Annotated in this window: 24 protein-coding genes; 5 read left to right on the top strand and 19 right to left on the bottom strand. The window is 25.9% G+C overall.

What is annotated here, in order from left to right; all coding sequences use genetic code 11:
* Positions 1-50: 50 nt before the first annotated feature.
* The 15 genes from AVENP_RS08850 to AVENP_RS08920 form a co-directional block, all read right to left on the bottom strand.
* Positions 51-386 carry a hypothetical protein gene (locus AVENP_RS08850; RefSeq protein ID WP_128358124.1) on the bottom strand — a complete coding sequence of 112 codons (336 nt, stop codon included), beginning with the start codon at positions 384-386 and terminating at the stop codon, positions 51-53.
* Positions 387-598: 212 nt separating this feature from the next.
* On the bottom strand, positions 599-1,438 hold the full coding sequence (locus AVENP_RS08855; RefSeq protein ID WP_128358123.1) for a tetratricopeptide repeat protein: 840 nt from the start codon (positions 1,436-1,438) through the stop codon (positions 599-601).
* On the bottom strand, positions 1,413-2,327 hold the full coding sequence (locus AVENP_RS08860; protein WP_128358122.1) for a hypothetical protein: 915 nt from the start codon (positions 2,325-2,327) through the stop codon (positions 1,413-1,415). The genes AVENP_RS08855 and AVENP_RS08860 overlap by 26 nt, the downstream gene beginning before the upstream one ends.
* An 88-nt stretch (positions 2,328-2,415) precedes the next feature.
* Positions 2,416-2,634: an EF-hand domain-containing protein gene (locus AVENP_RS08865; RefSeq protein WP_128358121.1), complete on the bottom strand. Its 219-nt coding sequence runs from the start codon at positions 2,632-2,634 to the stop codon at positions 2,416-2,418.
* Positions 2,635-2,747: 113 nt separating this feature from the next.
* Positions 2,748-3,524 carry an SH3 domain-containing protein gene (locus tag AVENP_RS08870; RefSeq protein ID WP_128358120.1) on the bottom strand — a complete coding sequence of 259 codons (777 nt, stop codon included), beginning with the start codon at positions 3,522-3,524 and terminating at the stop codon, positions 2,748-2,750.
* Positions 3,521-4,813 carry a hypothetical protein gene (locus AVENP_RS08875; protein WP_128358119.1) on the bottom strand — a complete coding sequence of 431 codons (1,293 nt, stop codon included), beginning with the start codon at positions 4,811-4,813 and terminating at the stop codon, positions 3,521-3,523. Before AVENP_RS08875 ends, AVENP_RS08870 begins: the two co-directional genes overlap by 4 nt.
* On the bottom strand, positions 4,770-5,597 hold the full coding sequence (locus AVENP_RS08880; RefSeq protein ID WP_128358118.1) for a hypothetical protein: 828 nt from the start codon (positions 5,595-5,597) through the stop codon (positions 4,770-4,772). The genes AVENP_RS08875 and AVENP_RS08880 overlap by 44 nt, the downstream gene beginning before the upstream one ends.
* Positions 5,598-5,607: 10 nt before the next feature.
* Entirely contained in the window at positions 5,608-7,881 is a 2,274-nt protein-coding gene (locus AVENP_RS08885; RefSeq protein WP_128358117.1) for a type VI secretion system Vgr family protein, read from the bottom strand.
* Between the two features lie 191 nt (positions 7,882-8,072).
* Positions 8,073-8,762 carry a winged helix-turn-helix domain-containing protein gene (locus AVENP_RS08890; RefSeq protein WP_128358116.1) on the bottom strand — a complete coding sequence of 230 codons (690 nt, stop codon included), beginning with the start codon at positions 8,760-8,762 and terminating at the stop codon, positions 8,073-8,075.
* 308 nt (positions 8,763-9,070) lie between these two features.
* Positions 9,071-9,700, bottom strand: a complete 630-nt coding sequence (locus AVENP_RS08895) for an NAD(P)H-dependent oxidoreductase (protein WP_128358115.1) — start codon at positions 9,698-9,700, stop codon at positions 9,071-9,073.
* A gap of 104 nt (positions 9,701-9,804) precedes the next feature.
* Positions 9,805-10,719 carry a DMT family transporter gene (locus tag AVENP_RS08900; protein WP_128358114.1) on the bottom strand — a complete coding sequence of 305 codons (915 nt, stop codon included), beginning with the start codon at positions 10,717-10,719 and terminating at the stop codon, positions 9,805-9,807.
* Entirely contained in the window at positions 10,719-11,747 is a 1,029-nt protein-coding gene (locus tag AVENP_RS08905; RefSeq protein WP_128358113.1) for an NADH:flavin oxidoreductase/NADH oxidase, read from the bottom strand. The genes AVENP_RS08900 and AVENP_RS08905 overlap by 1 nt, the downstream gene beginning before the upstream one ends.
* Before the next feature lie 11 nt (positions 11,748-11,758).
* Positions 11,759-12,055: a putative quinol monooxygenase gene (locus tag AVENP_RS08910; protein ID WP_128358112.1), complete on the bottom strand. Its 297-nt coding sequence runs from the start codon at positions 12,053-12,055 to the stop codon at positions 11,759-11,761.
* A 14-nt stretch (positions 12,056-12,069) separates the two neighbouring features.
* The gene (locus tag AVENP_RS08915; protein WP_128358111.1) at positions 12,070-12,816 is read right to left on the bottom strand and encodes a nitroreductase family protein; all 747 of its coding nucleotides are present in this window, start codon (positions 12,814-12,816) and stop codon (positions 12,070-12,072) included.
* 15 nt (positions 12,817-12,831) lie between these two features.
* A complete protein-coding gene (locus AVENP_RS08920; RefSeq protein ID WP_128358110.1) occupies positions 12,832-13,413 on the bottom strand; it encodes an NAD(P)H-dependent oxidoreductase in 582 nt (193 codons plus the stop codon).
* A gap of 129 nt (positions 13,414-13,542) precedes the next feature.
* On the opposite strand from AVENP_RS08920, the gene AVENP_RS08925 reads away from it, so the two are divergent.
* The 4 genes from AVENP_RS08925 to AVENP_RS08940 all read left to right on the top strand — a co-directional run bounded on the left by AVENP_RS08925 (position 13,543) and on the right by AVENP_RS08940 (position 16,767).
* Positions 13,543-13,914, top strand: a complete 372-nt coding sequence (locus AVENP_RS08925; protein ID WP_128358109.1) for a winged helix-turn-helix transcriptional regulator — start codon at positions 13,543-13,545, stop codon at positions 13,912-13,914.
* 3 nt (positions 13,915-13,917) lie between these two features.
* Entirely contained in the window at positions 13,918-14,817 is a 900-nt protein-coding gene (locus tag AVENP_RS08930; RefSeq protein WP_128358108.1) for an AEC family transporter, read from the top strand.
* Between the two features lie 2 nt (positions 14,818-14,819).
* A complete protein-coding gene (locus AVENP_RS08935) occupies positions 14,820-15,968 on the top strand; it encodes a DUF3095 domain-containing protein (RefSeq protein ID WP_128358107.1) in 1,149 nt (382 codons plus the stop codon).
* A 64-nt stretch (positions 15,969-16,032) separates the two neighbouring features.
* Positions 16,033-16,767, top strand: coding sequence for a DsbC family protein (locus tag AVENP_RS08940; RefSeq protein ID WP_128358106.1), 735 nt, complete (start codon positions 16,033-16,035; stop codon positions 16,765-16,767).
* Between the two features lie 32 nt (positions 16,768-16,799).
* Here AVENP_RS08940 and AVENP_RS08945 read toward each other — a convergent pair whose 3' ends face one another.
* A complete protein-coding gene (locus AVENP_RS08945) occupies positions 16,800-17,822 on the bottom strand; it encodes a YeiH family protein (protein WP_128358105.1) in 1,023 nt (340 codons plus the stop codon).
* A gap of 99 nt (positions 17,823-17,921) precedes the next feature.
* On the opposite strand from AVENP_RS08945, the gene AVENP_RS08950 reads away from it, so the two are divergent.
* Complete coding sequence (locus AVENP_RS08950; protein WP_128358104.1) at positions 17,922-18,791, top strand: LysR substrate-binding domain-containing protein; 870 nt, start codon at positions 17,922-17,924, stop codon at positions 18,789-18,791.
* Between the two features lie 55 nt (positions 18,792-18,846).
* Here the strand turns inward: AVENP_RS08950 and AVENP_RS08955 are convergent, their stop codons facing one another.
* The 3 genes from AVENP_RS08955 to AVENP_RS08965 all read right to left on the bottom strand — a co-directional run bounded on the left by AVENP_RS08955 (position 18,847) and on the right by AVENP_RS08965 (position 23,559).
* Positions 18,847-19,380: an REP-associated tyrosine transposase gene (locus tag AVENP_RS08955; protein WP_128358103.1), complete on the bottom strand. Its 534-nt coding sequence runs from the start codon at positions 19,378-19,380 to the stop codon at positions 18,847-18,849.
* 581 nt (positions 19,381-19,961) lie between these two features.
* Positions 19,962-22,640, bottom strand: coding sequence for an ABC transporter substrate-binding protein (locus AVENP_RS08960; protein ID WP_128358102.1), 2,679 nt, complete (start codon positions 22,638-22,640; stop codon positions 19,962-19,964).
* Between the two features lie 79 nt (positions 22,641-22,719).
* Positions 22,720-23,559: an aldo/keto reductase family protein gene (locus AVENP_RS08965; protein WP_228201844.1), complete on the bottom strand. Its 840-nt coding sequence runs from the start codon at positions 23,557-23,559 to the stop codon at positions 22,720-22,722.
* Positions 23,560-23,574 lie beyond the last annotated feature (15 nt).

The following is a 23,574-nucleotide window of genomic DNA, read 5'->3' on the forward strand; positions in this document are numbered from 1 at the left end:
ACCTTTCTTTTAATTCTATAAATTGTACTAGATAAGATTTTATATTACTATTAATAATCATCATTTTCCATTCTAATCTCTCTTCTTATCTCAACTTCATTTCTAATTGCATCTTTATTTGTAAGATCTAACAAAGGTCGCTCAATAATTTTGATTTTACCCTTTAATTTTGGGTTAAGTTCAAAAAACTCATCAAAATCTATTAAAAACATTTCACCTTTATTATGGAACTCTACCCTATTTGGATATTTTAAAATATAACAACCTTTATAATCTTTTTCTAAAGTTCTCGAATTTTTCATTTTTTTAAATATGTCGTATTTAAAAATTAAATATCCAATAAAAAATACAAATAAAGCAAAAAATAATTCTCTAAAATAATCCATTTTTTAAATCCGTTATAAAATTTTAATATTATTAGTTTTTTTAATAAGTTGGAATTCTACTATATTTTATATTTTAAGCTAATTGGAAAGTTTTTTTATCGCCTCGGATTAGATGTATTTTGTTTTTCCTGATATTTTTTTGTATTTGATTCTTTTGAAATTATTAACTTGAATTTATTTTAAATATAGTAATTTAGGAAAGAGTTTTAGAGTCATTTATACTCTAAAACTCTTTTTGGGATTTTTGCTTCTTTATTATCTTGTTTCATAAGGTTCATATATTTTTCATAGTTTTCTTTTGCTTTTTCTTTATTCCCTAATCCATCATAAGCATCTGCTAGGTTTAGGTATGCAACTGTTCTATTTGGGAATTTTTCTAATATCTTTTCTAAAAGAAATATTGCTTCATTATTTGCATTTGCTTGTTGTAGGTAGTAAGCTATATCATTGTACTGAGTTAGGGTTTTTAAATTTAATTCATAAGTATTAAATAATGAAAAAATATATTCTTTAGAGAACAAAGGAATATTTTTTTTATTCTTTAAATTTTCAATAATATTAATAAGAATATTATTCTCTTCTAAATTTTTAACATGATAACAATTTTCCTCTTTATTATTTAGAATACATATTTTTGTTTCTAAATATGTTGAGTTTGTAGTTATAGATTTATTTAATTCCCATTTTTTATTTATGTAATAGATAAAATATTCTATAGTCTGATCTCCCGAACCGTTAAACATAGTTTTAATATAAAGAACATTATCATTTTCATTATATTCTTTTATATCCTCAACTCTATATACCCAATCAAAACTATAATTTTCTCCTTGATAAACTTTTTTATAATTATTATCTTTTTTTATATAAAATAATAATTCATTACCCTCTTTATTGTAAGCAACTTTATCTTTAATTCCATCTTTATTTATATCTACGCTATAAATATGATAAGATGTATCTTCTTCTATATTTTTATAAGACATATCTTTTGCATATAAAAATGAGAAAATAAATAAAATAAGACTAGTTTTTATTAATACAGTTTTCATAATTCATTATTTCCTTTATTTCTTTTAAATAATTTCTTCTTTCTTCAAAACCATTAGCTCCACCATTTACAAGCCAACTAATTGTATCTATCCAATTATTATCAGCTAATAAGTTTAGATTAATAGTTCCATATTTTTTTGAATTATTTCCATAAGATATTATTTGTTTCTCTGAGGAAGCATTCTCTTTTCCAACAGCAAGACCTACTGTCCCTGCAAAAGAAGGAGCATTCCAAGTTCCTATATTACTATTACTTAAAGTTTTTCCTTGTTCCCAAAACCAACCTGCAGAATCAAAAACTAAGTTAATTTCACTACCAACTTCACTGTAATTACTTTCATAGTCAGTACGTTTCAAATAATCAAAATATTGTTTATATCCCGTACGACCTGACCCACTACTACCTTTCCATGTCAGTTGCATTAAACCTCTACCATAAAATGGATAATAACTTTTATTTTGTAAGTAGCTAGTTTTACCTTCTTCTTCACTACTCCTAAATCTATTTGTTTCATGATAAACTTGTGCTAAAAAATGTATTTTCCGTAAACAAATGTTTACTTTATATTTAGTAAATGTTTTATTTAATTCTTCGGTAAATCGCGCATACGTTTTATCTGCTTCAGGAATACTTGTTTTTATTGTAAACAAATCATAGTTCCCTTTTGTGTCTTTTTCTTTATCCCTTAAATCCTTTACAATTTCTTTTACTTCATCAACAGTAAAATCTCTATTACAATAACATTTTGATCTATTCCCAAACACCCCAACCAACCCAATAGGATTAAAATGATAAACTTCATCACTTTGAGGAAAATCAGCAATTGTTTTACATTCAGCAAAAAAACTCAAGTTTTTTATTCTTTCTTCTACTTTCTCATAATACAAATCAAATTCTTCTATATTATCTATTTTATCTTTATTATTTCCTACTCTATCTATTATTACTTGTGCTAAGTTAATTTCATTATCCCATTCACTTGAGTGTTTTACGATATTTACTTATTATCTCTTTTATATCTTTATTTCTTACTGCTTCTTTTAATTCTTGAAAATCTAACATATTATTATTATCTTTATCTATTAATTTAAACAATTCATTATATGAACTATTTAATTTTACTTCATTTGACACATCTGTAATTATTAAATCTTCTATATTCTCAAACATTGATACTTTATCATTTGATTTCATATCTATTATTTTTGCCCATTCTAATGTTATTGGGTGTATCTCTTTACACTCTTCATACAGGTATACTTTTGCTTTATCTTCTAAATTGGAGTTTGAGAAGTTTTTTTCTATTTCTACTCAACTGCATTTTTAGGAATCCAAGCTTTTATATCTTTTTTACCTTTATACAAAATATACAACCAATCATCTTTTTCTTCTAATATTTCTACTTCATCACCTTTTACTAAGTACATTTTTGTTTTAATAGCAGGAGTTTCATAAAGAAATTGTTTATCTAATCTAATTTGTTTAATAGTATATTTATTGGTATTATCAAATGCTTCAATATACTTCATACTATCAAAGTTACTCAAGTAAATATCTTTCAATGTCAATTCTTGTGTTTTTAAATCAAATCCATCTGAAACTTCAACACTGTATTCTTTAATTGCTGTAATTAATTTAAAATCATTTTGGATTTTTATAAATGTATATTTGTAAGATACATGATTTGTATTAGTTCCCCCCGATGCTAAATAAAATATAGTAAGTCTATTGTCCTTATACGATAGAGAATCAAATGCCAAACCTTGTTCAACATTAGTTAGTTTTATTGCTTGATTATTTATAAATATCACTTTATCATTATTTGAGTAGATTAAATAACTCATTATATGTTCAGGATATTTATACTCACAAATATCTAATTGATTATTATCGACTTTTAATGTATCTACTTCAACATCATTAGTTGTAGTATATAAGCTTATAGATTGTGTATTTTTATTTTCAATAGTTTGTAATTTACTAAAAAAATCATGATTATCCTTTGTCAAGTTATAGCAAATAGACTTTGTATCTGCAAATAAACTTACCGCTAATAAAATTAATGCCATAAAAAAAAATTTCATTCTAATTCCTTCCAAAATATTGTATTTCCTTTAGTACCTGTTGCAACTAATTTTATTGTAATTAAATTGCCATTTCTATCTTTTGCATAAGTTATATATTCAAAATTGCCTGTTTCCCAGTTATTAGGATTGGTAAAAACATTGTCTGGTATAGTATAATATACCCTACTGTATCGAACTCTTCCTTGAGCATATTTTACAAGTTGAGCAGATTTATAATCCTCATATATAGAAGACTCTATAGTTATTTTAGAAAATTCTCTAAATTTTGCTTGTGGTTTCCCTCCATAAGGTGAATTTAATCCCCAAGCTAAGAAATCTGTTCCATCCCATTTTGTCGCTCCATTCGTAGGGTCATTATTTGTAATATAAATATCTAATATACCTTTTCGAGCAAAGTTAGACCTACTATCATCGTTTATATCAGGTAATGGTATCTTTTCAGTAGATGATACAGAAGAATAACCTGTCATTAGTACTTGATATAAAGTTTTAGCTTTCCTTTTCGCATAATTATTTGCAGTATGAGCAATCCAAATATATTCATTTTCATCTGTTATATGCGTACCTTCATGCTTAACAATTTGCGAACAAATTTGAAATTCTCTATGAGTTATATTCTCTATTTTTTTTACATTTATAAAGTTCCCATTTTCAAATCTTTCAGCAATATATACAGTATCTTCTCTTTTTTCATTTACACCTAAATATACACCGTCATAAGAATATACATATCCATCGACGTCTATACTTGATTTAAACTCATTAACCAAGCCAATAGGATTAATAACATAAACCATATCACTTTGAGGAAAATCAGAAATAGATTTACATTCACTAAAAAAACTTAAATTTTCTATCCTTATTTTCTCTTTTTTTAGCATTTCTATATATTTATCTTTATTCTCAAACTCTGAGTTATCTATATTATCCACTATATTTTGTAATACATCTACCATATTTTGTGTTTTATCCCATTCACTAGAGTGTTTTACTACATATTTATTTGTTATCTCTTTTATCTTTGGATTTTTTGTTGCTTTTTCTAGTTCATGTACTTCTAGTATTCCATCTCCGTTATCTTGAGTACCTTTATCTATTAAATCAAACAACTTTCTAAACACTTCATTCATTCTTAAATTTTCTTTTTTAAACACTGCTTCTAGGTTCTCAAATATTGACACATGATCTCTTGAGCTTTGTGCATTTAATATTGTTGCCCAATCAAAGCTTTGTAGTAGTCTTTTATCCCCTCTTTGTAGTTTGTACAAATGTTTTAAATTGTTCACTTGCAAATACTTCTAGATGTAGGCAGTTAACATTTCTTTCACCTTCTATATTATATTCACCCATTAATCCTATAGTTTCTCCTGCTTTTATTTTTATTGGATTTGAAAGAACTATTACTTTATTAAAGTCTTTATTTACAAATATCTCTTCTAATTTTGGAATATCTTTTTTATTTATATCACTTACATTTGAGTTATGGATTGTTAGGTTTAAAGATAAGTCTATATCTCTTCCCTCTACATATAAAACTCTTGCTCTATTTTGTATCCATTTCCCATCTATAATAATTTTTGTATTAGCTGCTATTGCATCTCCTATTGCTGGAGAGTAGGCTCTTCTTTCATATCCACTTCTGAGAAGTATATTTTCACCTTTTGTTTTTACTAAGTAATCTTCTTTATTTAAATAATCATCTTTTTTTGCTGTATGCATATATAAAGAGAAAAAACTTTGTTTATTATTTGTTGGGTATTCTATCTTATGTTTGATTAGAAAGAAACCTGTAGAATATAATCCTCTTCCATCATTTAAATATTCATTATTTATTCTATATGCAACTATTTCTCCATCTGCAATACATTTTATTCCTTCTTGAGCTTTTAAGTCTCTTAACATACTTCCCTCAAAATGTATTCCACCATGCCAAAATCCCATTTTAGTAAATAGATAATTTCCATGTGATAAAGAACCTAGTTTATCTTTATATATAGTTTTATTTTTCTGCGCAAATGGGTAAGAAAATTTTGGAATATATGTAGTTTGAGTTGTATTATTAGCTGTCATCTTATATTCCTTATTTTGAAAAAATTGGTTTTTGTTTAATTTTTTGAGATTCTTTGAAAAGTATTTTAGAAACTTCCATTCCATTAACCCCACCATTTCCTGAATTCTCATTATAATTTGGTGTATTAAAATGTATCCCTGAGTTATCTATTGTTAGTACATTACTTCCACTTCTTATACTTATTCCACTACTTGATTCTATTACTATTTCATTATTTCCTTCAAGCAGTACATTTGTTGTATTTAGGTGGAAACTATCTTTTATATCTATTCCCATTTCATTTGCTACTTGTACAAACAAATTTTCTAGGTATTTATCACTTACATCTTTTTCCACATATTTTACAAGAGTATTTTTTATTGAAGTTACTACATTCTCTTCCACAATAGATTTTAAATCATTCTTAACAATAGTATTGAAATCCTTAAGCACATGTATCTCATAATCCTCTTGCACTGTTGTTAGCTTCTCTTTCTCTACTACATTTATATGATTCTCTTTTACATTTTGCGTATAATCTTTATTTACTATTAATATTGAGTTTGATTCTACTGTTTCTTCTTTCTCATTATCTATTATTATTTTTGAATTATTTTGCACATGAGTTAATTGATTATTTAACACTAGGGTATTCATATCTCTTTGGGCTCTAAAAGAGAGTTCTTCTTGTCCTCTTTTATCTTCGAAAGCCATTTCATTATAACCCTCTTTATCTTCATATTGTGGCATTGAGTAACTCTTTATATAACTCTTTGTTTTATTTTCTGGAAGATTATAAGGATTTTTATTCTCACCATTATGCAAGCTTCCTATTATTATTGGAAGATCTGGGTCACCATTTACAAAGCTTACTATTACTTCACTATTTACTCTTGGCAAAAACTGACTTCCAAAGTTTGTTCCTGCATAAAAGTTTGATACTCTTAGGTAACAAGAGCTTATTCTATTTCTTTCAAAGTGGAAAAGTACTTTTATTTTACCTTCATCATCTACATCTATTGTATTTTCATAATCTTTTGTATTTGATTCTCCATTTGAGACAATTGCTGTTACTATTGAGTTTATTCTTGGCTTTTTTATACTTATTGAGGGTTTATAGTTTATATCTTTTGGGATTGATTCAAATTCTACTTCATATTGCAGTTCATGTTTCTCATTATCTTTTACATTTTGTCTATATTCATCCAAAGCATTTTCAAATTTACCTTTATATATTACATTTAGGATTATTACATCTATTTTCTTATTTGCTTTTTCATCTTCTAGGGTTATACACAAGCTATCATTTATATTTAGTTCTTGGCTTACACCTTTTATTATATTACTTTTTGAGTATTCTCTTTGGGAATCTATTTTTGTGTATCTATTAAGGTCTTTATAGTAACTTTCATCTAAGAGGTTTAACTTATCTCTTAATTTCTCTTTTTTTATATCTGTTCTTAATTGTTTGGTACTATCATTATCTTTTACACTAGAGTTTATATTTGCTCCGTAAGAGAGTTTATAATCCAAGCTTGGATTATTCTTATCATAATAATCTTCTACATAATTACTTGTTTTAAATTTCTTACTATGATTAAAGCTACAAGTCGAGGAGTATGTTTTTACTATTGCATGTTCATTTAATTCACAAACAATTACAGAGTAAGGATCATTTGAACTATAATCTATTATTAAACTATAACCCTCTTCTTCACAAAGCATTTGAATAAATTCCAAATCACTTTGATCATATTGGGTTACATATTCTCTTTTAGGAGCTAGAGTTTCATCTATTTTTACATCTATTTTTATATTTAACAATTGGTTATATCTATTTATTATTTCACTTATTATATCTACAACCGTTTTATCTTGAAATATCTCATATTTATTTGTTAATCCTAAATAATACATAGGAGAAACTACTTTTATTTTATAAAGGTATTTTTTTGCAACTACAGAATCTTCAGCTGCTTCATATATTTTTCCATAAATATCTTTTCTAACTAAAGGATTTACAGAATCACTCAATCTTATTTGAACATCAGTATCTACAATATCTTCGATTTTTATAAATTCATCACTAACAAAAGTAAGTTCAAAGAAATAAGGAGAATTTACCCTACTTTCTCCATTTAGTTCATAAACACTATAGTTACCATCACTTACACCTAAAGTATCATTTGTTTTATAGTTAAGAAGTTTTAATCGACATACAATATCTTGTCTTATTTCTATTCGCAAATCTTTTAATTTATTTACTACACTATTTACTTTCTCTTCTATTAGCTCTTTGCTCATTGTGCTCTCTTTATTAATTCATAAAATAATAATAAATTTTATTATAGTGTTATTTTAATAAAATTTCAAAATAATATTTTAACTTATTATTAGTTATTTATGTAAATTTTAATATTTGGGATTGATGTTTTTGATAGAGTGTAAGTTTTGTAGTTTTTTTAGATTTTATGCTTTGATGATTTAAAAAATCATCAAAGTGTACTAATAATATAACCTCTATTTGATGAGTTTTTAATAAATGCTTCTTCTGTTTTTTCTCTAATATGTTTAATAACATTTCTTAAAGAATATATAGAAAATTCTTTTCCTTTCCATACTGTTGCTGATATATCTTCATAAGTTACTAGTGTATTTGGATTTGAAGCAAGTAAATTAACTAATTTTTTTTCAATTTTTGTTAATTTAATTATTTTCTTACCTTGATATAAAGTTTCACTTATTGTGTCAAAGTAAAATCCATTTTCGAATTGAACTTTTTTATTTGAATATAAAAATCCTAAAGCAATATCAATATTTAAAAATAAAAATTTTTCATCAATTTTTTTGTCAAAAATTGTATAAACATTACAGTATTTATAAACTGAAATATCTTCAAAATTTCCATCTTCCAATAAAATCATAGGTATATTAAAGTTATAAGACTTTGCAAGTTTTAAATCTTCAACAAACTTTTTTAATTCACTTGTACTATTATCAAAAATAATCAAATTATAATTATTAATTTCTTCGTTTAATAAATGAAATTTGTCATTATTAAAATAAGATATATCATATTTATTATTTAAACCTTTTTTTAATATATCCATACACTCTAAATCTTTACTAACTACTAAAATAGAATTATTACTATTATTTATTATATCTTCTGAAATACTATTCATATAAAATCTCCTAAAAAATGTTTTCTATGTAATTTTATAATTAAATGGTATGTAAATAGTATCATTTTTAAAATTGTTAAAAAAAGTTATAAAATCATAGTTTTAAAATGTAAATTAACTCTAATATTTTTTTAAGCATGAGTTTTAGGATAGTTAGATAATGATGTTTTTTCTTTTATAGAGTTTTAATAGTTATTTTAATAAATTGATTTAATTTAATTAATAGTATTCACAATAATAAAATATTTTTTTGATTTTTTAAAAGTAGTAATATAAGAGTATCTTTTAGATACTCTTATATTTTATATTTATTTAATAAATTCAACAATATCTTCGAATTTTTCTCTTTGTTGTTTTGATTGCTCATTAATTCTATATCCAAAAGGTAAAACTAAAGATAATTGGTATTTTTTAGTGTCAAGTCCTAAAATTTCTTCAACTTTCTCTTTATCAAATCCTTCAACTGGACAAGAATCTATTCCTTTAATTGCTGCTGCTATCATCATATTTCCTGCTGCAAATGCTGTTTGTTTTGCTGTCCATGCAAAAATATTTTCATCACTACTTAATGTATTTTTTAAATGTCCTGCATATAATCCTAAATAAAAATCTAATTTTTCTTTAGGCATTTCACGTCTTGAAAATCTTTTTTCAGGAATTCCGCTTTCAGGTTTAACACCTTCAATTCCAGCTAAAACAATAACTAAATGAGAACAAGATGTGATTTGAACTTGATCCCAACAAGCAGGTCTAAGTTTTGCTTTTAGCTCTTCATTTGTAATAACTAAAAACTTCCAAGCTTCCATACCAAAAGAAGATGGCGATTTTCTTCCAGCTTCAAGTATAAACTTCATATCCTCATCACTAACTTTTTTTGTTTCATCAAAAATTTTGCACGCGTGTCTAAAATCCATAGCTTCTGCGAATGTTTTTTCCATATTTTTTCCTTTTAAATTAATTTAATACATCATAAAAAATGATATTCTAACTTCAAATTTTTTAACAATTGTTAAAAAACAACCTTAATTTCTTAACAAGTAAATTATTCAGCTGTTTCGCTTAATCTTATTTTTTCTAATTTACTTTTTTTATTAAACAAAATAACTGCTATAAAAGAGAGTAAACAACCTATTATTGTAGATAAGGCAATTTTTTCGCCATAGGCAAAATAACTTGATACTATTGCTCCAATTGGAACAATAAACATAAATACACCCGTATTATGAGCGCCAATTCTGCTAGCACTTGCAAAAAATATTGCCATTGCAAATGTCCCAGATAAAAGTCCTACAAATGTAATATTCCACCAAAATACTGAATCATACAAAGCTATATCAAAAGGATGATGAGGCAATGCAAATATCATATTTGTAAATGCTGTTACACCAAAAATAACTAAAGTATAAAACATTGGGTCAACTCTGTGTGAAACTTTTTGAGTTATTATAGTGACAAATGACCAAACAACTGCACATACTAAAAAATATATACTATTAAGATTTAAAAATCCCATTCCTTCCATTGGTATTTTTAGTAAAATAATAGCACCAAATACACCAATACCCAAAGCAATCATCTGTTTTGTAGATACTTTTGTACTAAAAATCAACATAGATAAAAAATATGTAATCAAAGGGACTAAAGAAGTAACCATCGTTCCTCCATACCCTGCTTCCCCGTGAGAAAGTCCAGCAAAAAACAAATAACTAAATAAGGCACTTAAAACACCTCCAGCTATCATATAAATATATCCAATAAAATCTGTTTTCAAAGATCTTTTCATATAAATTATAACTGGTATCATTCCAATAAAAGAAATTGTATATCTCCAAAATGAAGCTACTTGTATATTAGAGTGTTCAACAGCTGCTTTTCCTGAAGTCCAAGCAATACCCCAAAGTAACATAGCTATTAACATACCAATAAAGTATTTAGTTTTATTCTCTTCTTTGTGCATTAAAAGGCTCTTGAATATGAAGGAATTATCAACTCTTTTTGATTAAATTCATTTGCTGCTATAAAAACAAAATTAGGTGAACGTAATAGTTCTCTTCCATATGCTACAAAATCACAATATTTTTCTTCTAAAAGTTTTTCACCCTGCTCTGCCGTTGTAATTAATCCCACAGCAATAACAGGAATATTTACCTCTTTTTTTATCTCTTTTGCCAAATCAGATTGATACATAGGTTTTAATTCTAAAGGTTTATTTGGTTTTTCTTGATTACCACCAGATGAAACATGGATAGAATCAACTCCAATTTTTTCAAGCTCTTTTGATAAATAAATTGAATCGTTTATATTCCAACCTTCATTCATCCATTCATCAGCACTAATTCTTACAATCAAAGGTAAATCAACTTTTTCTTTAAGCTCTTTTGCTATTTCTAAAGTTAATCTACATCTATTTTCTAAACTTCCACCATAAATATCATCTCTTTTATTACTTAATGCAGATAAAAATTCACATAATAAATAGCCATGAGCTGCATGAAGTTCAATTGCATCATAATCAGCAGTTTTTGCTCGAAGTGCAGTTTTTACAAATAATTCTTTTATATTTTTTATATCTTCTATTGTTGCAGCTTTTGGCATTTTAAATGGTTTATTATCACTAAAAGCAATTGCACTTGGGGCAATTGGAGTTTCATCTTCAACTGTACATTTTCTACCTGCATGGGCAATTTGAATAGCTGTTTTTGCTCCAAAAGAGTGCATTTGTTCATTTAGTTTTTTATGAGCATCAATTAATGAATCATCCCACAGACCTAAATCATTAGCAGATATTCTTCCTCTTGGTTCAATAGCTGTTGCTTCAACAATTATAAAACCAACACCACCAATGGCTCTTGCTAAGTAATGTCCCTTATGAAAAATTTTTAGTTCACCACTATTATCACTAGCATACATGCACATAGGAGGCATAACAATTCTATTTTTAAGTTTCAAATTTCCTATTTGTCCCTCTTTAAATAATAAACTCATAAGAATTCCTTTTAGTTATCTACTTTTTCTAATTTATTGATTGTCAAACCATCTATTTTATTTTCTATTTTTGATACAAAAGTTATAAAATGCTCTTTTTTCTCATGTGCTGATAAAAACTCTGGATTTTCCCAAGTTTCAACAAAAGTAAAACTATTTTCATCATCTAAGTTTTTATGTAAATCATATTGAATACAACCCTCATCATGTTTGTGAGTTGCTTCATGTAATTTCAAAAGTTCACTATAAACTTCATCTTTAAATCCATCTTTTACTTTAACTGTTGCTACGATTACTATATTTTTCATGATATTTCCTTTTTTTAGTCTTTAAAGACAAAACCTTGTTTTGTATAATTTTCTTCAATTTTTCTAAAATATATATTTTTATAATAACTTGCAGTTTGTTCGCAATATGATTGTAAATAGTTCATATTATTATCAACTCTAAACTTTTTCATCTGTTTTTCATATAATAAAACACCATCTTTTACTTTTTTATCATCATATTTATCTTCAAAAGCAAAACTCTCAATTGGAACTCTAGGTTTAAGTGGAGCATTTTTTGCTTGAATTGTAGGTACTCCAATAGTAGTACCAACAATTGGAAATGTTTTAGGAGGAAGCCCTAGAAGTTTAATCATAGCATCTGGTTCATTTCTAGCTGCACCAATTGCAGTTGTACCGTAACCTAATGACTCAGCTGAAATTTGTATAGCATTTAACATGATTCCAGCATCAACAGCACCTACAAGTACACCCTCAGCTGATTTATCTATTTGATGTTTTTCACCGGTTTGCTCAACTGCAAAAATAGTTCTATTAAAATCTACACAAATAACAATAAAAACATCTGCTTCTGCAATTTTTTCTTGGTTGCCTAATCTTGCAATTTCACGTATCTTATCTTTATCTCTTGTATAAACCAAAGATATTTGTTGTCCGTTTACAGAAGTTGGACATCTTTGTGCTGTTTTTATAATAAGTTCAAGATCTTCATCACTTACATTTTCACCTGTAAATTGTCTTATTGATTTTCGATTACTTAATTGTTTAATAATTTCATTCATACGCACTCCAATATTTTATAAAAAATTTTTACTTAAAACTTTCTCAAACTTTTCTAATTCAAAATCTAAATCTAAATCACCTTTGAAAATATCATGAACAGCATAAGTTTCTAATGGTTTTAATCCACAAAATTGAAATGTTTTATGAACAGCAACATGAGCTTCATCTAAAGACATTCCATCAAATAGACTATCTTTATTATCAAATGCAGATGCTGGACAATTATAAGTCAAAGATAACATATATTTTTTACCTGTTAATAATCCTCCACTTCCATAAAGTTTTGAAGCATCAGTTCTACTTCTTCCATCACTTGCATAATGTCGTCCTTGTGTAAATGTCTCATCAAAATATTTTTTTGCAATCCAAGGAACACTCATCCAATAAACTGGATATTGAAATAACACATAATCTGCCCATTCAAACTTTTGGCATTCTTCTTCAATGTCATAACCTTTTTCAATATTTGTATGTTTTACTTCAAAACCATTTTTTAGGAAAAATTCATCTGCTCTATTTATAAAATTATTTGTTAACTCACCACGTGCTACTACATCATAATATTGATGACCATTTAAAATTAAAACTTTTTTCATATTTACTCCTTTTTAACTTTGAAAATTATATACCCAACAAACTTAATTTACTCTTACTTTACTTTAGGTAAGTAATGGAAATTAATTTTCTTTATGTTATAATTGCATTTGAATTAAAAGGAAACTATTATGTATTATATAAATGATAAAGAATATAAATGTTCAGTATCTGTAACTTTAGATATATTTAATGACCGATGGAAATTAGGAATAATTTGGCATCTATTAGATGGTGATATGAGATTTAAAGATTTACATGAAACAGTATGTGAAATAACACAAAAAACTTTAACTGTAAAATTAAAAGAGTTAGAAGAAAAAAATATTATTCACAGAGAAGTTTATGCAGAAGTTCCACCAAAAGTTGTTTATAGCTTAACTCAAGCTGGAAAAAATCTAAAACCAGTTTTAGAAGCGATGCATAAATGGGGAATTAATTATTCAAAAGAGTATGGAAAAGTAACGTCTGAGAATCTATGTGAAAACAATTTTTGTGAATAATATATGGAAAATTTTGTATTAATTTTATTAGCCATTGTAATTGGTTATATTATCAATAGATTAAATATTTTTTCAAAAGATGCTCCAACAATTTTAAATCAATTTGCAATTTATATCTCGCTTCCTGCGATGATATTATTGCAAATTCCAAAACTTAGTTTTTCAATAGATATGATTATTCCAATTATTGTAGCTTGGATTGTTATGTTTATTAGTGCAATTTTGATACTTGTTTTATCAAAGTTTTTCTCTTTTTCAAAAGAGATTACAGGTTCACTAATGCTTGTATCAATTTTAACAAATAGCTCATTTTTAGGTATTCCTATAATAAATGCATACATGGGTGAAAGTGCAATGCCTTATGTTTTGGTTTATGACCAATTAGGAACTTTTATAGCACTTGCAACTTATGGGACATTTATCGCTTCATACTATTCAAATAAAAACAAAATTACCTTTAAAATCATGACACTAAAAGTTCTTACTTTTCCACCTTTTTTATCTTTAATTGTAGCTTTATTTTTAATTGGTGTTGAGTTTAATCCAGTAATTACAAAAGTATTAAGTTCATTTGCAAGTACGATTGTTCCTGTTGCTCTTGTTGCTGTTGGTCTTCAATTACAATTAAGACTTCCAAGAGAAGAGATAAAACCTTTTAGTGTAGCTTTAATAGTAAAACTTATAATTGCACCACTTATTGCATTTATTATTTGTAAAATATTTGCTTGGGATAATCAAGCTTCGATTGTATCAATCATGGAAGCTGGAATGGCTCCAATGATTACAGCTGGTGCAATTGCTTCAATGGCAGGATTAGCCCCAAGACTTAGCACTGCAATTGTAGGTTATGGGATAATTATTTCATTTATAACAACGGGTTTCTTATTTAAGATTATTAGTTAATAATGAATACTAAATTTTATAAAAACTTAACAGTAATAAGTGATTTTTCAAAGATTATGGAAAATAAAAATTATTCAAAAGTTCCAAATGATTGGTTGATTTTGGTTTCAGATATTAAAGATTCCACAACAGCCATAGAAAAAGGAAATTATAAACAAGTAAATTTTATCTCTGCTCTTACAATAATTGGAATTTTAAATATAGATAGAAAACTTGATTTTCCATATATTTTTGGAGGAGATGGAGCTAGTTTAATAGTCCCTCCAATATTATTAGAAAAATCTAAAAAAGTACTATCAGAAGCGTCAATAAAAGCAAAAGAAGTTTTTAATTTAGACTTAAGAGCTGGAATAATCAGTGTAAAAGAGATAGAAAAAAGAGGCTCTTTTATAGAAGTAGCAAAATTTCAAACTACAAAAGACCACACCCAAGCACTTGTAAGAGGAAATGGTTTAGAACTTGCAGAAAAATTACTAAAAGATGAATATGAAACATTCAAAATAAAAGAAAATTTAATTAATGATTATGTACCTAATTTTGATGGATTAGAGTGCAGATGGGAAGATATTAAAACACCAAAAGAAGAGACAATTTCTATTTTAATAAAAAGCCTAGATGAAAATAATTCAAATGAAATTTATCAAAATTGCTTAAAAGAAATTGAACAAATTGTAGGTTCATATGAAGAAAGAAATCCTTTAAAACAAACAAATCAGTTAAAATTATCTTTTAATCTAAGAGTTTTAAATACTGAAGCTTCAACTTTTAGTACAGGTAAAATATCTAAATTTTTTACAATTTTAAAACTTATATTTGAAAACTTTTTAGGTTTAATTTTAATGAAATTTTCTATTGGTTTATGGGGTGATTATAAAAATAGGATTATGAAAACAACTGATACTGAGAAATTTGATGATATGCTTAGAATGGTAATTTCGACAAATAAAATTCAAACAAAAGAACTTGAAAGATACTTAGAAAAACAGTTCCAAAACAAAAATTTAGTTTATGGAATACATAAATCAAATTCAGCTTTAATGACCTGTCTAATTTTTGAAAGACATGGCAAACATATCCACTTTGTAGATAGTTCAAATGGTGGTTATGCACTTGCATCAAAAGAGTTGAAAAATAGATTAAATTTTCTTTAAGAATTAACGCAAAATAGCCATAAACTAGATACAATACGCAAAAAAATTTATATTAGGATTTATAATGTTTGATTTTACTAAAAAAGTGATAATCAGTTCTTTACTTTTAACAGTTAGTTTAAGTGCTAATTATAAAGAAGTAACAAAAAATGAAGTAGCTCAAATGGAACAATTAGAATTGTTCAAAAGAGCTCAAATAAAAATTACAAAAGCTTATGATGCAGGAAGTATCTATATTTTAAATGTTAATGTTCAAGGAAATCCTGATGAGATTTATTTAACAAAAGACAAAAAACTTGTACTTGCAGGTGATGCAATTGATGTATCAAATGGAGCAAAGATAACTGCTCCTGTTGATTTATCAATACTAAAAGGAAAAGAAGCTTTCACTTATGGACAAGGAACAGAAGAGTATTACTTATTTACAGACCCAGAATGCCCATACTGTAAAAAATTAGAATCATATCTGCCACAAATTGCAAATAAAGTAAAAATTAAAATATTTTATTTCCCAATTGATTCTCATGTAAATGCAAAAGATTTATCTTTATATATCATGAGTCAAAAAACTACAGAGAAAAAAATTGCTGCAATGTTTGATGCAAGTGATAATTTAGAAAAAGTAAAAGCTACAAAATATTCTCAAGCAGAACTTGAAAAACTTGAAAAACAATTAGAAGAACAAATTCAACTAGGAATGAGTTTAAATGTTCAAGGGACACCAACTATTTTTGATAAAGATGGGAAAAATGTTATTTGGGTTAATCTTCTTGAAAAATTTGGAATAGAAGTTAAATAAGTATCTTTTAAAGATACTTATTTTCTCATTTATTAAAATATATATTTAACTAAAAAATACCCTATTACCATCAACCAAACAAATAAAATCAAAGATAGATAAAAAGGTTTCATTCCTACATTTTTGAACTTATCAAAACTTGTTTCCATTCCTAAAGCTGTCATTGCCATTGTTAGAGAAAAAGTATCTACAAAATTTATAGCGGTGATTGTACTTTTGCCTAAAAATCCAAAAGAGTTAAACCCTACAACTACTATAAACATCACAGCAAACCAAGGAATTACTACTTTTGTTTTCTCATTTTTGCTGTGAAATCCTGTTTTAATCAACCACAAAGATAATAAAATCAAAAAAGGTACTAAAAATATAACTCTTATCATTTTTACAATAATCGCATCTTTAGATACATCTTCACCTAAAGCAGTAGATGCTCCAACAACATGAGCCACTTCATGTAAAGTTGCTCCAATATAAACTCCCATTTGTGAAGCATTTAAATCAAAAAATCCTAATTTATATAAAAATGGATATAAAAACATAGCAACAGTTCCAAAAATCACCACAAAAGATACAGCAATTGCACTTTTATAAGCTTCATTTTTTAATACACTTTGAGTTGCTAATACAGCAGCAGCTCCACAAATAGAACTTCCAGCACTACATAAAATTGTAATTTCTCTATCTAGTTTTAAAAATCTTGTTCCAACTACATATCCAAAGATAAAAGTAAAAAAAACTACACAAAAAGCTATAAAAACTCCACTAAAGCCTACTTCTTGAAGATTTTGAAAAGTAAGTCTAAATCCATATAAGATAATACCAAATCTTAAAATATATTTTGTAGAAAAGATAATTCCACTTTGCCAAGTAGCTGGAAGTTTATGTCTTAAAGTATTTGCATAAAAAATTCCTAAAACTATTCCAATAATAAGTGGGCTAATTGCTAAGTTCTTAAAAAAATTTGCATCTGCTATGATTGTTGCAATTAATGCAAAAATACCTACAAATAAAACTCCATAAAAAGTATTTCTAATATTTAAATTATTTGTTTTCATAATATTAATCCTTTGATTTTGAAAGTATAACCCTATTAAATTAATTTGTAAAATATATTATTTTTAATATAATGATTAATATTTTTAATAAGGGAATATATGACATTAAAAGAACTAAACTTTTTTTACAAACTTTGTGAAAACCCTCAAGTTACCCAAGTATCACAAGAGTTAAATATAAGTCAATCAGCAATCTCACTTGCAATTAAATCACTTGAAAATTCTCTAAATGAACAACTTTTTGACCGAATTGGCAAAAAACTTATATTAAATGAAAAAGGAAAATATTTCAAAGAAAAAACTCTTCCTCACTATTTAGCACTTATTGATGCTCAAAATATTTTTCAAGAAAATAAATTAGCTGGAAATATCAAAATAGCTGCTAGTAAAACTATTTCAAACTATATAATGCCAAATATCTATTATGATTTTTTAAGCAAATATAGTGATGTAAAAATGGATATTTTAACTATAAATTCAAGCAAAATTATAGATAAGATTTTAAAATCCCAACTTGATATTGGACTTATTGAAGTTGATACACAAAATTCAAGTTTGATAAAAGAAAAACTCTGTGATGATGAATTAATTGTTGTTTCAAGTGACAGAAATCACCCAAAAGTTGCCTTTATTGATGCTATTAAAAAAAGATGGATTTTAAGGGAAACTGGCTCAGGAACAAGAGAAATATTTATAAATCATCTTGGAGAAATAGCAAAAGATTTAGATATTTTTATGCAATTACAAGATTTTGAAGAGATTAAAACTATAGTTTTAAATAATCCAAATACAGTAACAGCAATCTCAAAAGTTATTGTTCAAAAAGAGCTAGAAGAGAAAAAACTATTTCAAATCAAACTAAAAAATCTAGAATTAAAAAGAGAGTTTTATTTAGTTTATCATAAAGAAAAATCAAAAAATCTACTTTTTGAAACCTTAATAGAATTTCTAAAAAGCAGATTTATATAATTTATCTTTTCTTTGTTTCCAAGCTCCAGATTGGGAATCCATACTAAAACCCAAACTAAAACAATCTCTCAATCTCTATCAAACCTTTTATATCTTCATAATCCCTTGCACTTGAATATCTCCAATGTTTTGCAACATCAACATATCCTCTTTCTACTGGATTTTGATGAATATAGTTTATAGTTTCTATCATCATTCTTTCATCTTTTATAAGTTTTGGTTGAAATCCTTCTTGCCAAAGTTGATAAGTAGTTTGTGTTTTGTGTGCTTTTTTATAAAAAGCCAATTGTTCTAGTATAGTTTTTACATTTTTAATTTGAAGATATTTTAGTATCTCTTTTGAAGTAAAGGATTTGAATTTTTTAATTGTTTTTGAAACATCATCACTTGACACAATCATATGAAGATGATTTTCAAGGATTACATAAGCGTATATTTTTAGATTATCTTCTTTTTGCAGAAATTTTAAACTATCAAATATAATATTGGTTGTTTCAGTTCTTGTAAATATTGGTATCCAATGTAAAATAGTACAAGTTATAAAATGCGGATATGTTGGTTCATATATTTTATATCTACTTCTGCCCATTTTTATTTCTCTTGCTTTATTTAGTTTTTATATGCATTCCCAAGCTGGAGCTTGGGAACGAGGAAAAGTAAGCCCCACGTTAACATTCAATTTCCTTTTTTAATTTAATTTTTATTTTATCTTTTCTCATCATCTCACACTCAACCCCTCATCCAAATACTGAATAATTGGATAGATAAAAAACTCTATTACTCTTCTTTTTCCAACTTTTATTTCTGCTGTTACACTCATTCCTGCTTCTAAATATCTTTCTTCGTTCCCAAGCTCCAGCTTGGGAATGCATATTCAAATCCAAACTAAAATAATCTTTCAATATCAATTGAACCTTTATATCTTATTTTTATTTCTCTTGCTTTATTTAGTTTTTATATGCATTCCCAACGTGGACGTTGGAAAAAATTATAGAAAAAACGTGTCACATATGGTGTCACAGTTTTACTTTTTTGTTTATTCTCTAATCAAAAAGTTTCTCATTGTTAATAAACTATGAGATTATCCTTTTCTTCATTCACAGTCTCTCTAGCTTACTAATGTATACTACTTTTTGTTTCTCTTGTTTTATTGAGTATTTAAATCTAAGTTTAATTACTAACAACCCTATTTCTTCCTGATTCTTTTGCACTATAAAGTAATTTATCTGCTTTTCTATACATATCATCTACATCAATAATATTATTTGCATAATCACTATATAATCCCATAGAAACTGTAATATATTGGCTTACTTTACTATTTTTATGTTCTATTTCTAACTTTTCAATACTTTTTAGAATCATAAAAACAAAATGTAAAGCTCTATCTTTATTTTCTGATTTAAAAAGTATTCCAAACTCTTCACCACCCAATCTAAAACAATAATCATCTGATCTTAAACTAAACTCTTTTAGTGTATTAGCTACTTTTCGTAATGCATTATCACCTTCTTGATGCCCATAAGTGTCATTATATTGTTTAAAATAATCTATATCTAATATTACAAAAGATATATGTTGTTTATTTCTTTTTGAGCTATTTAAAAATTTCAACGAAAAATCACTAAAATATCGTTGATTATAAATATTTGTTAAACCATCTTTAATAGATATTTCTTCAATAATTTTTTTATCTGTAATATCTTGTTTAATAGAAATATATCCTATTTTATTGTTAAACTCATCATATTTTGGGCTAATTGTAGTATATATCCAATATGCACTTCCATCTTTAGCTTTATCTTTTAACTCTCCATCCCATATTTTATTTTCACCTATTGTTTTCCATAAATCTTTATATACTTCACTTTTCATATCAGGATGTCTTACAATATTTTGATTTTTTCCAATTAACTCTTCCCTTGAATATTTACTAATTTTACAAAAGGCATTTGAGACATCAGTTATATAACCTTTTAAATCAGTTGAAGATGAAATTATATGATCATCAATTAATTTATTAAAACTTAGTAATCTTTTTTCTATTTCTTCTCTTTTTTTTATCTCTTTATTTAATTTCATATTTGCACTAATAAACACATAAAGAATTATTCCAAATATAAATATTGTTCCCAAAACCCAAAGTGCTATGACTTTATAATCTGTAAAATTCCCAATATTAATAGGAATCCATTTGTTAAAAATCAACTGCTTATCTTCAAATGTTAATGTATTTATAGCTTTGTTAAAAATATTATGTAATAAAGGTTCATCATTTCTTGTTCCTATTCCCAAATTCCAATTTTCGTCAATTTTACCACTGATTTTTAATTGAGAAATAAATTTATTTTGTATTACATATGAGACTGTTGTTAAAGTATCAATAAATCCATATAACTCTTTATTTTTAACTTTATTTAAACCATCTTCAACATTTTTCACTTCATAAATATTAATATTTGGATATTTTTTTTTCAAAATATCAATATAAGCATAATCTTTTACAATACCTATTTGTTTATTTTTAAGATTGGAAATATCTGGTATTTCTGAGATAAATAACTCATCATTTCTTGTAACAATTACTAAAGGAGATTGAATATAGCTATTTGTAAAATCTAAAAATTCTTTTCTCTTAGGAGTTTCAGCTAAAAGAGAGATAATATCACATTTTCTATTTTCAACATAAAATAAGGATTCTGGCCAACTTGAAGTTGGAACAAGTTTTAAAGGAATTCCAATTTTTTTCTCAAAAATTTTAAAATAATCTAAAGTAATACCAGTATGTTTAGAATCAAGAATTTCCTCAAATGGCATCCAATTTGGGTCAATACAATAGGTAATTTCTTTTTTATTTTTTATATAAACAAGTTCTTCTTTTGTCAAATTCAAATTATTTTTAAACTCTTCAAAAATAAAATCTTTTATGTCAAAACCATTATTAAATAATCCATAATCTTTATATAAATCAGAAATATATTTCAATCGTCCTTTATCTATAGTTCCTAAAGGTATGCTCTTTTCGTCTATCATATCTTCAATACTATTTGCTTCAAATCTTAAATGTTCAATTGATTTGTTGTTATTATATTTATTATAAATTAATTGAACAACTTCTTCTTTATGCTTTAATGCATATTCCCAGCCTTTTAATGTGGCTTCTTTAAATTTTTCAACTCGTCTAGGATGATTTATAGCCTCATTTTCATTTGTAAAAAGCATATCACCATATAAGTCAAAGCCATAATTTCTTGGATTAATAATATTAATAGGTATATTTTTTTCTTTTAAATAAAATGGCTCATTACTCAAATATGCAGGAGTAACACTTACTTCATGATTAATTAATTTCATATAATCATAAGGATCTTTTTTTTCAATAAAATTTGGTTTAATTCCTAATTTTTTAAACATTGCATATATTGCAAAACTATCTGTATTATTAGCGTATGTTAAAATATCTTTATTATCTAAATCATATGGAGAGTTAATATCACTACTTTTTAAAGTTATCAATACATTTGGTGAATGTTGAAAAATTGCAGCAACAATAACAACAGGTTCATCTTTTATCTTATTTAATAATAAAGCTGAATCAGCTACTCCATATTGAGCTTCATTGTTTATTACTTGTTGAATGTTGTTATATTTCAAATCTCTTTGTTTTATTTCAACATCTAAATCAACATCATCATAGTAACCTTTTTCTTTTGCAACATAATATCCCGCAAATTGAAATTGATGAAACCATTTTAGTTGCAGAGTTACTTTCTCTTTTGAATATGAAAATGTAATAAAAAATATTATTAATATGATTTTGGATTTAAGCAAAATTCCGGCAACTCTCATAATTTAAACCTTCAGTTTAAAATCAAACTATACTTATAAAAATTATTATACTTAAAAATATGTACAATTAAATTACAAATTAGTTTATTAAAATAGTAATTTGTTTTATTTCATCATCTAAAAGTTCAAATTCCATTATTTTTAAATCATCAATCATATGTTTTGTTGATGTTGTTCCATTTAATGGAATTATATTTATATGATTTAAAAATCTATAAAATATTTGAGTAACTTCCCTATCATACTTTATCGCTAATTCTTTTAAAATCTCACTATTCAAAATATGTGGATTTGCAGTTAATGACCAAAAACTCTCATAAGTAATACTATTTTCATTACAAAAAGCTCTTATTTCTTTGTCATAACCACTTTGGGCATAAAATCTATTTTGAACGATACTTGGTTTTACTTTTGCATTGTTGTACAAATAAACTAACACATCTAAATCATAACAATTACTAATTCCCAAAACCCCTACTTCTTTTTTATCATAAAACTCTTCCATTTTTTGCCAAACTCTTTGAAGTTTACTTCCAGGATATACAGGTGAATGTAAGATATACGCATCTATAAAATTTGCTTTTAGATTCTTTTTTGAAGTTTCAAAAGATTTTTCCACTTGAACTTCTATTTCATCGCTTTCTAAATAAGGCATATTACTTTTGTCTTGCCCATCAATTGGTGTGAATTTTGTTTGAAGAAAAATATCTTCTCTTTTTATTCCAATCTCATAAGCTTTAAGAAGTCCAAGTCCAACTAAATCTTCCCTATAATGTTTTGGTTGACAAGCCGTGTCGATACCTTTAAAACCTTCTTTTAAAGCTTGAAAAACTAAATCTGTAGTATTTTCTTTTTTCCAAGCTGTACCATAAATCATATTTGGTCTTTTTATATTTTCATTTGATAAAAAAGTATTCATATTTTTTTCCTAATT

It is taken from the genome of Arcobacter venerupis, from assembly GCF_013201665.1.
In the GTDB taxonomy this organism is placed as follows: domain Bacteria; phylum Campylobacterota; class Campylobacteria; order Campylobacterales; family Arcobacteraceae; genus Aliarcobacter; species Aliarcobacter venerupis.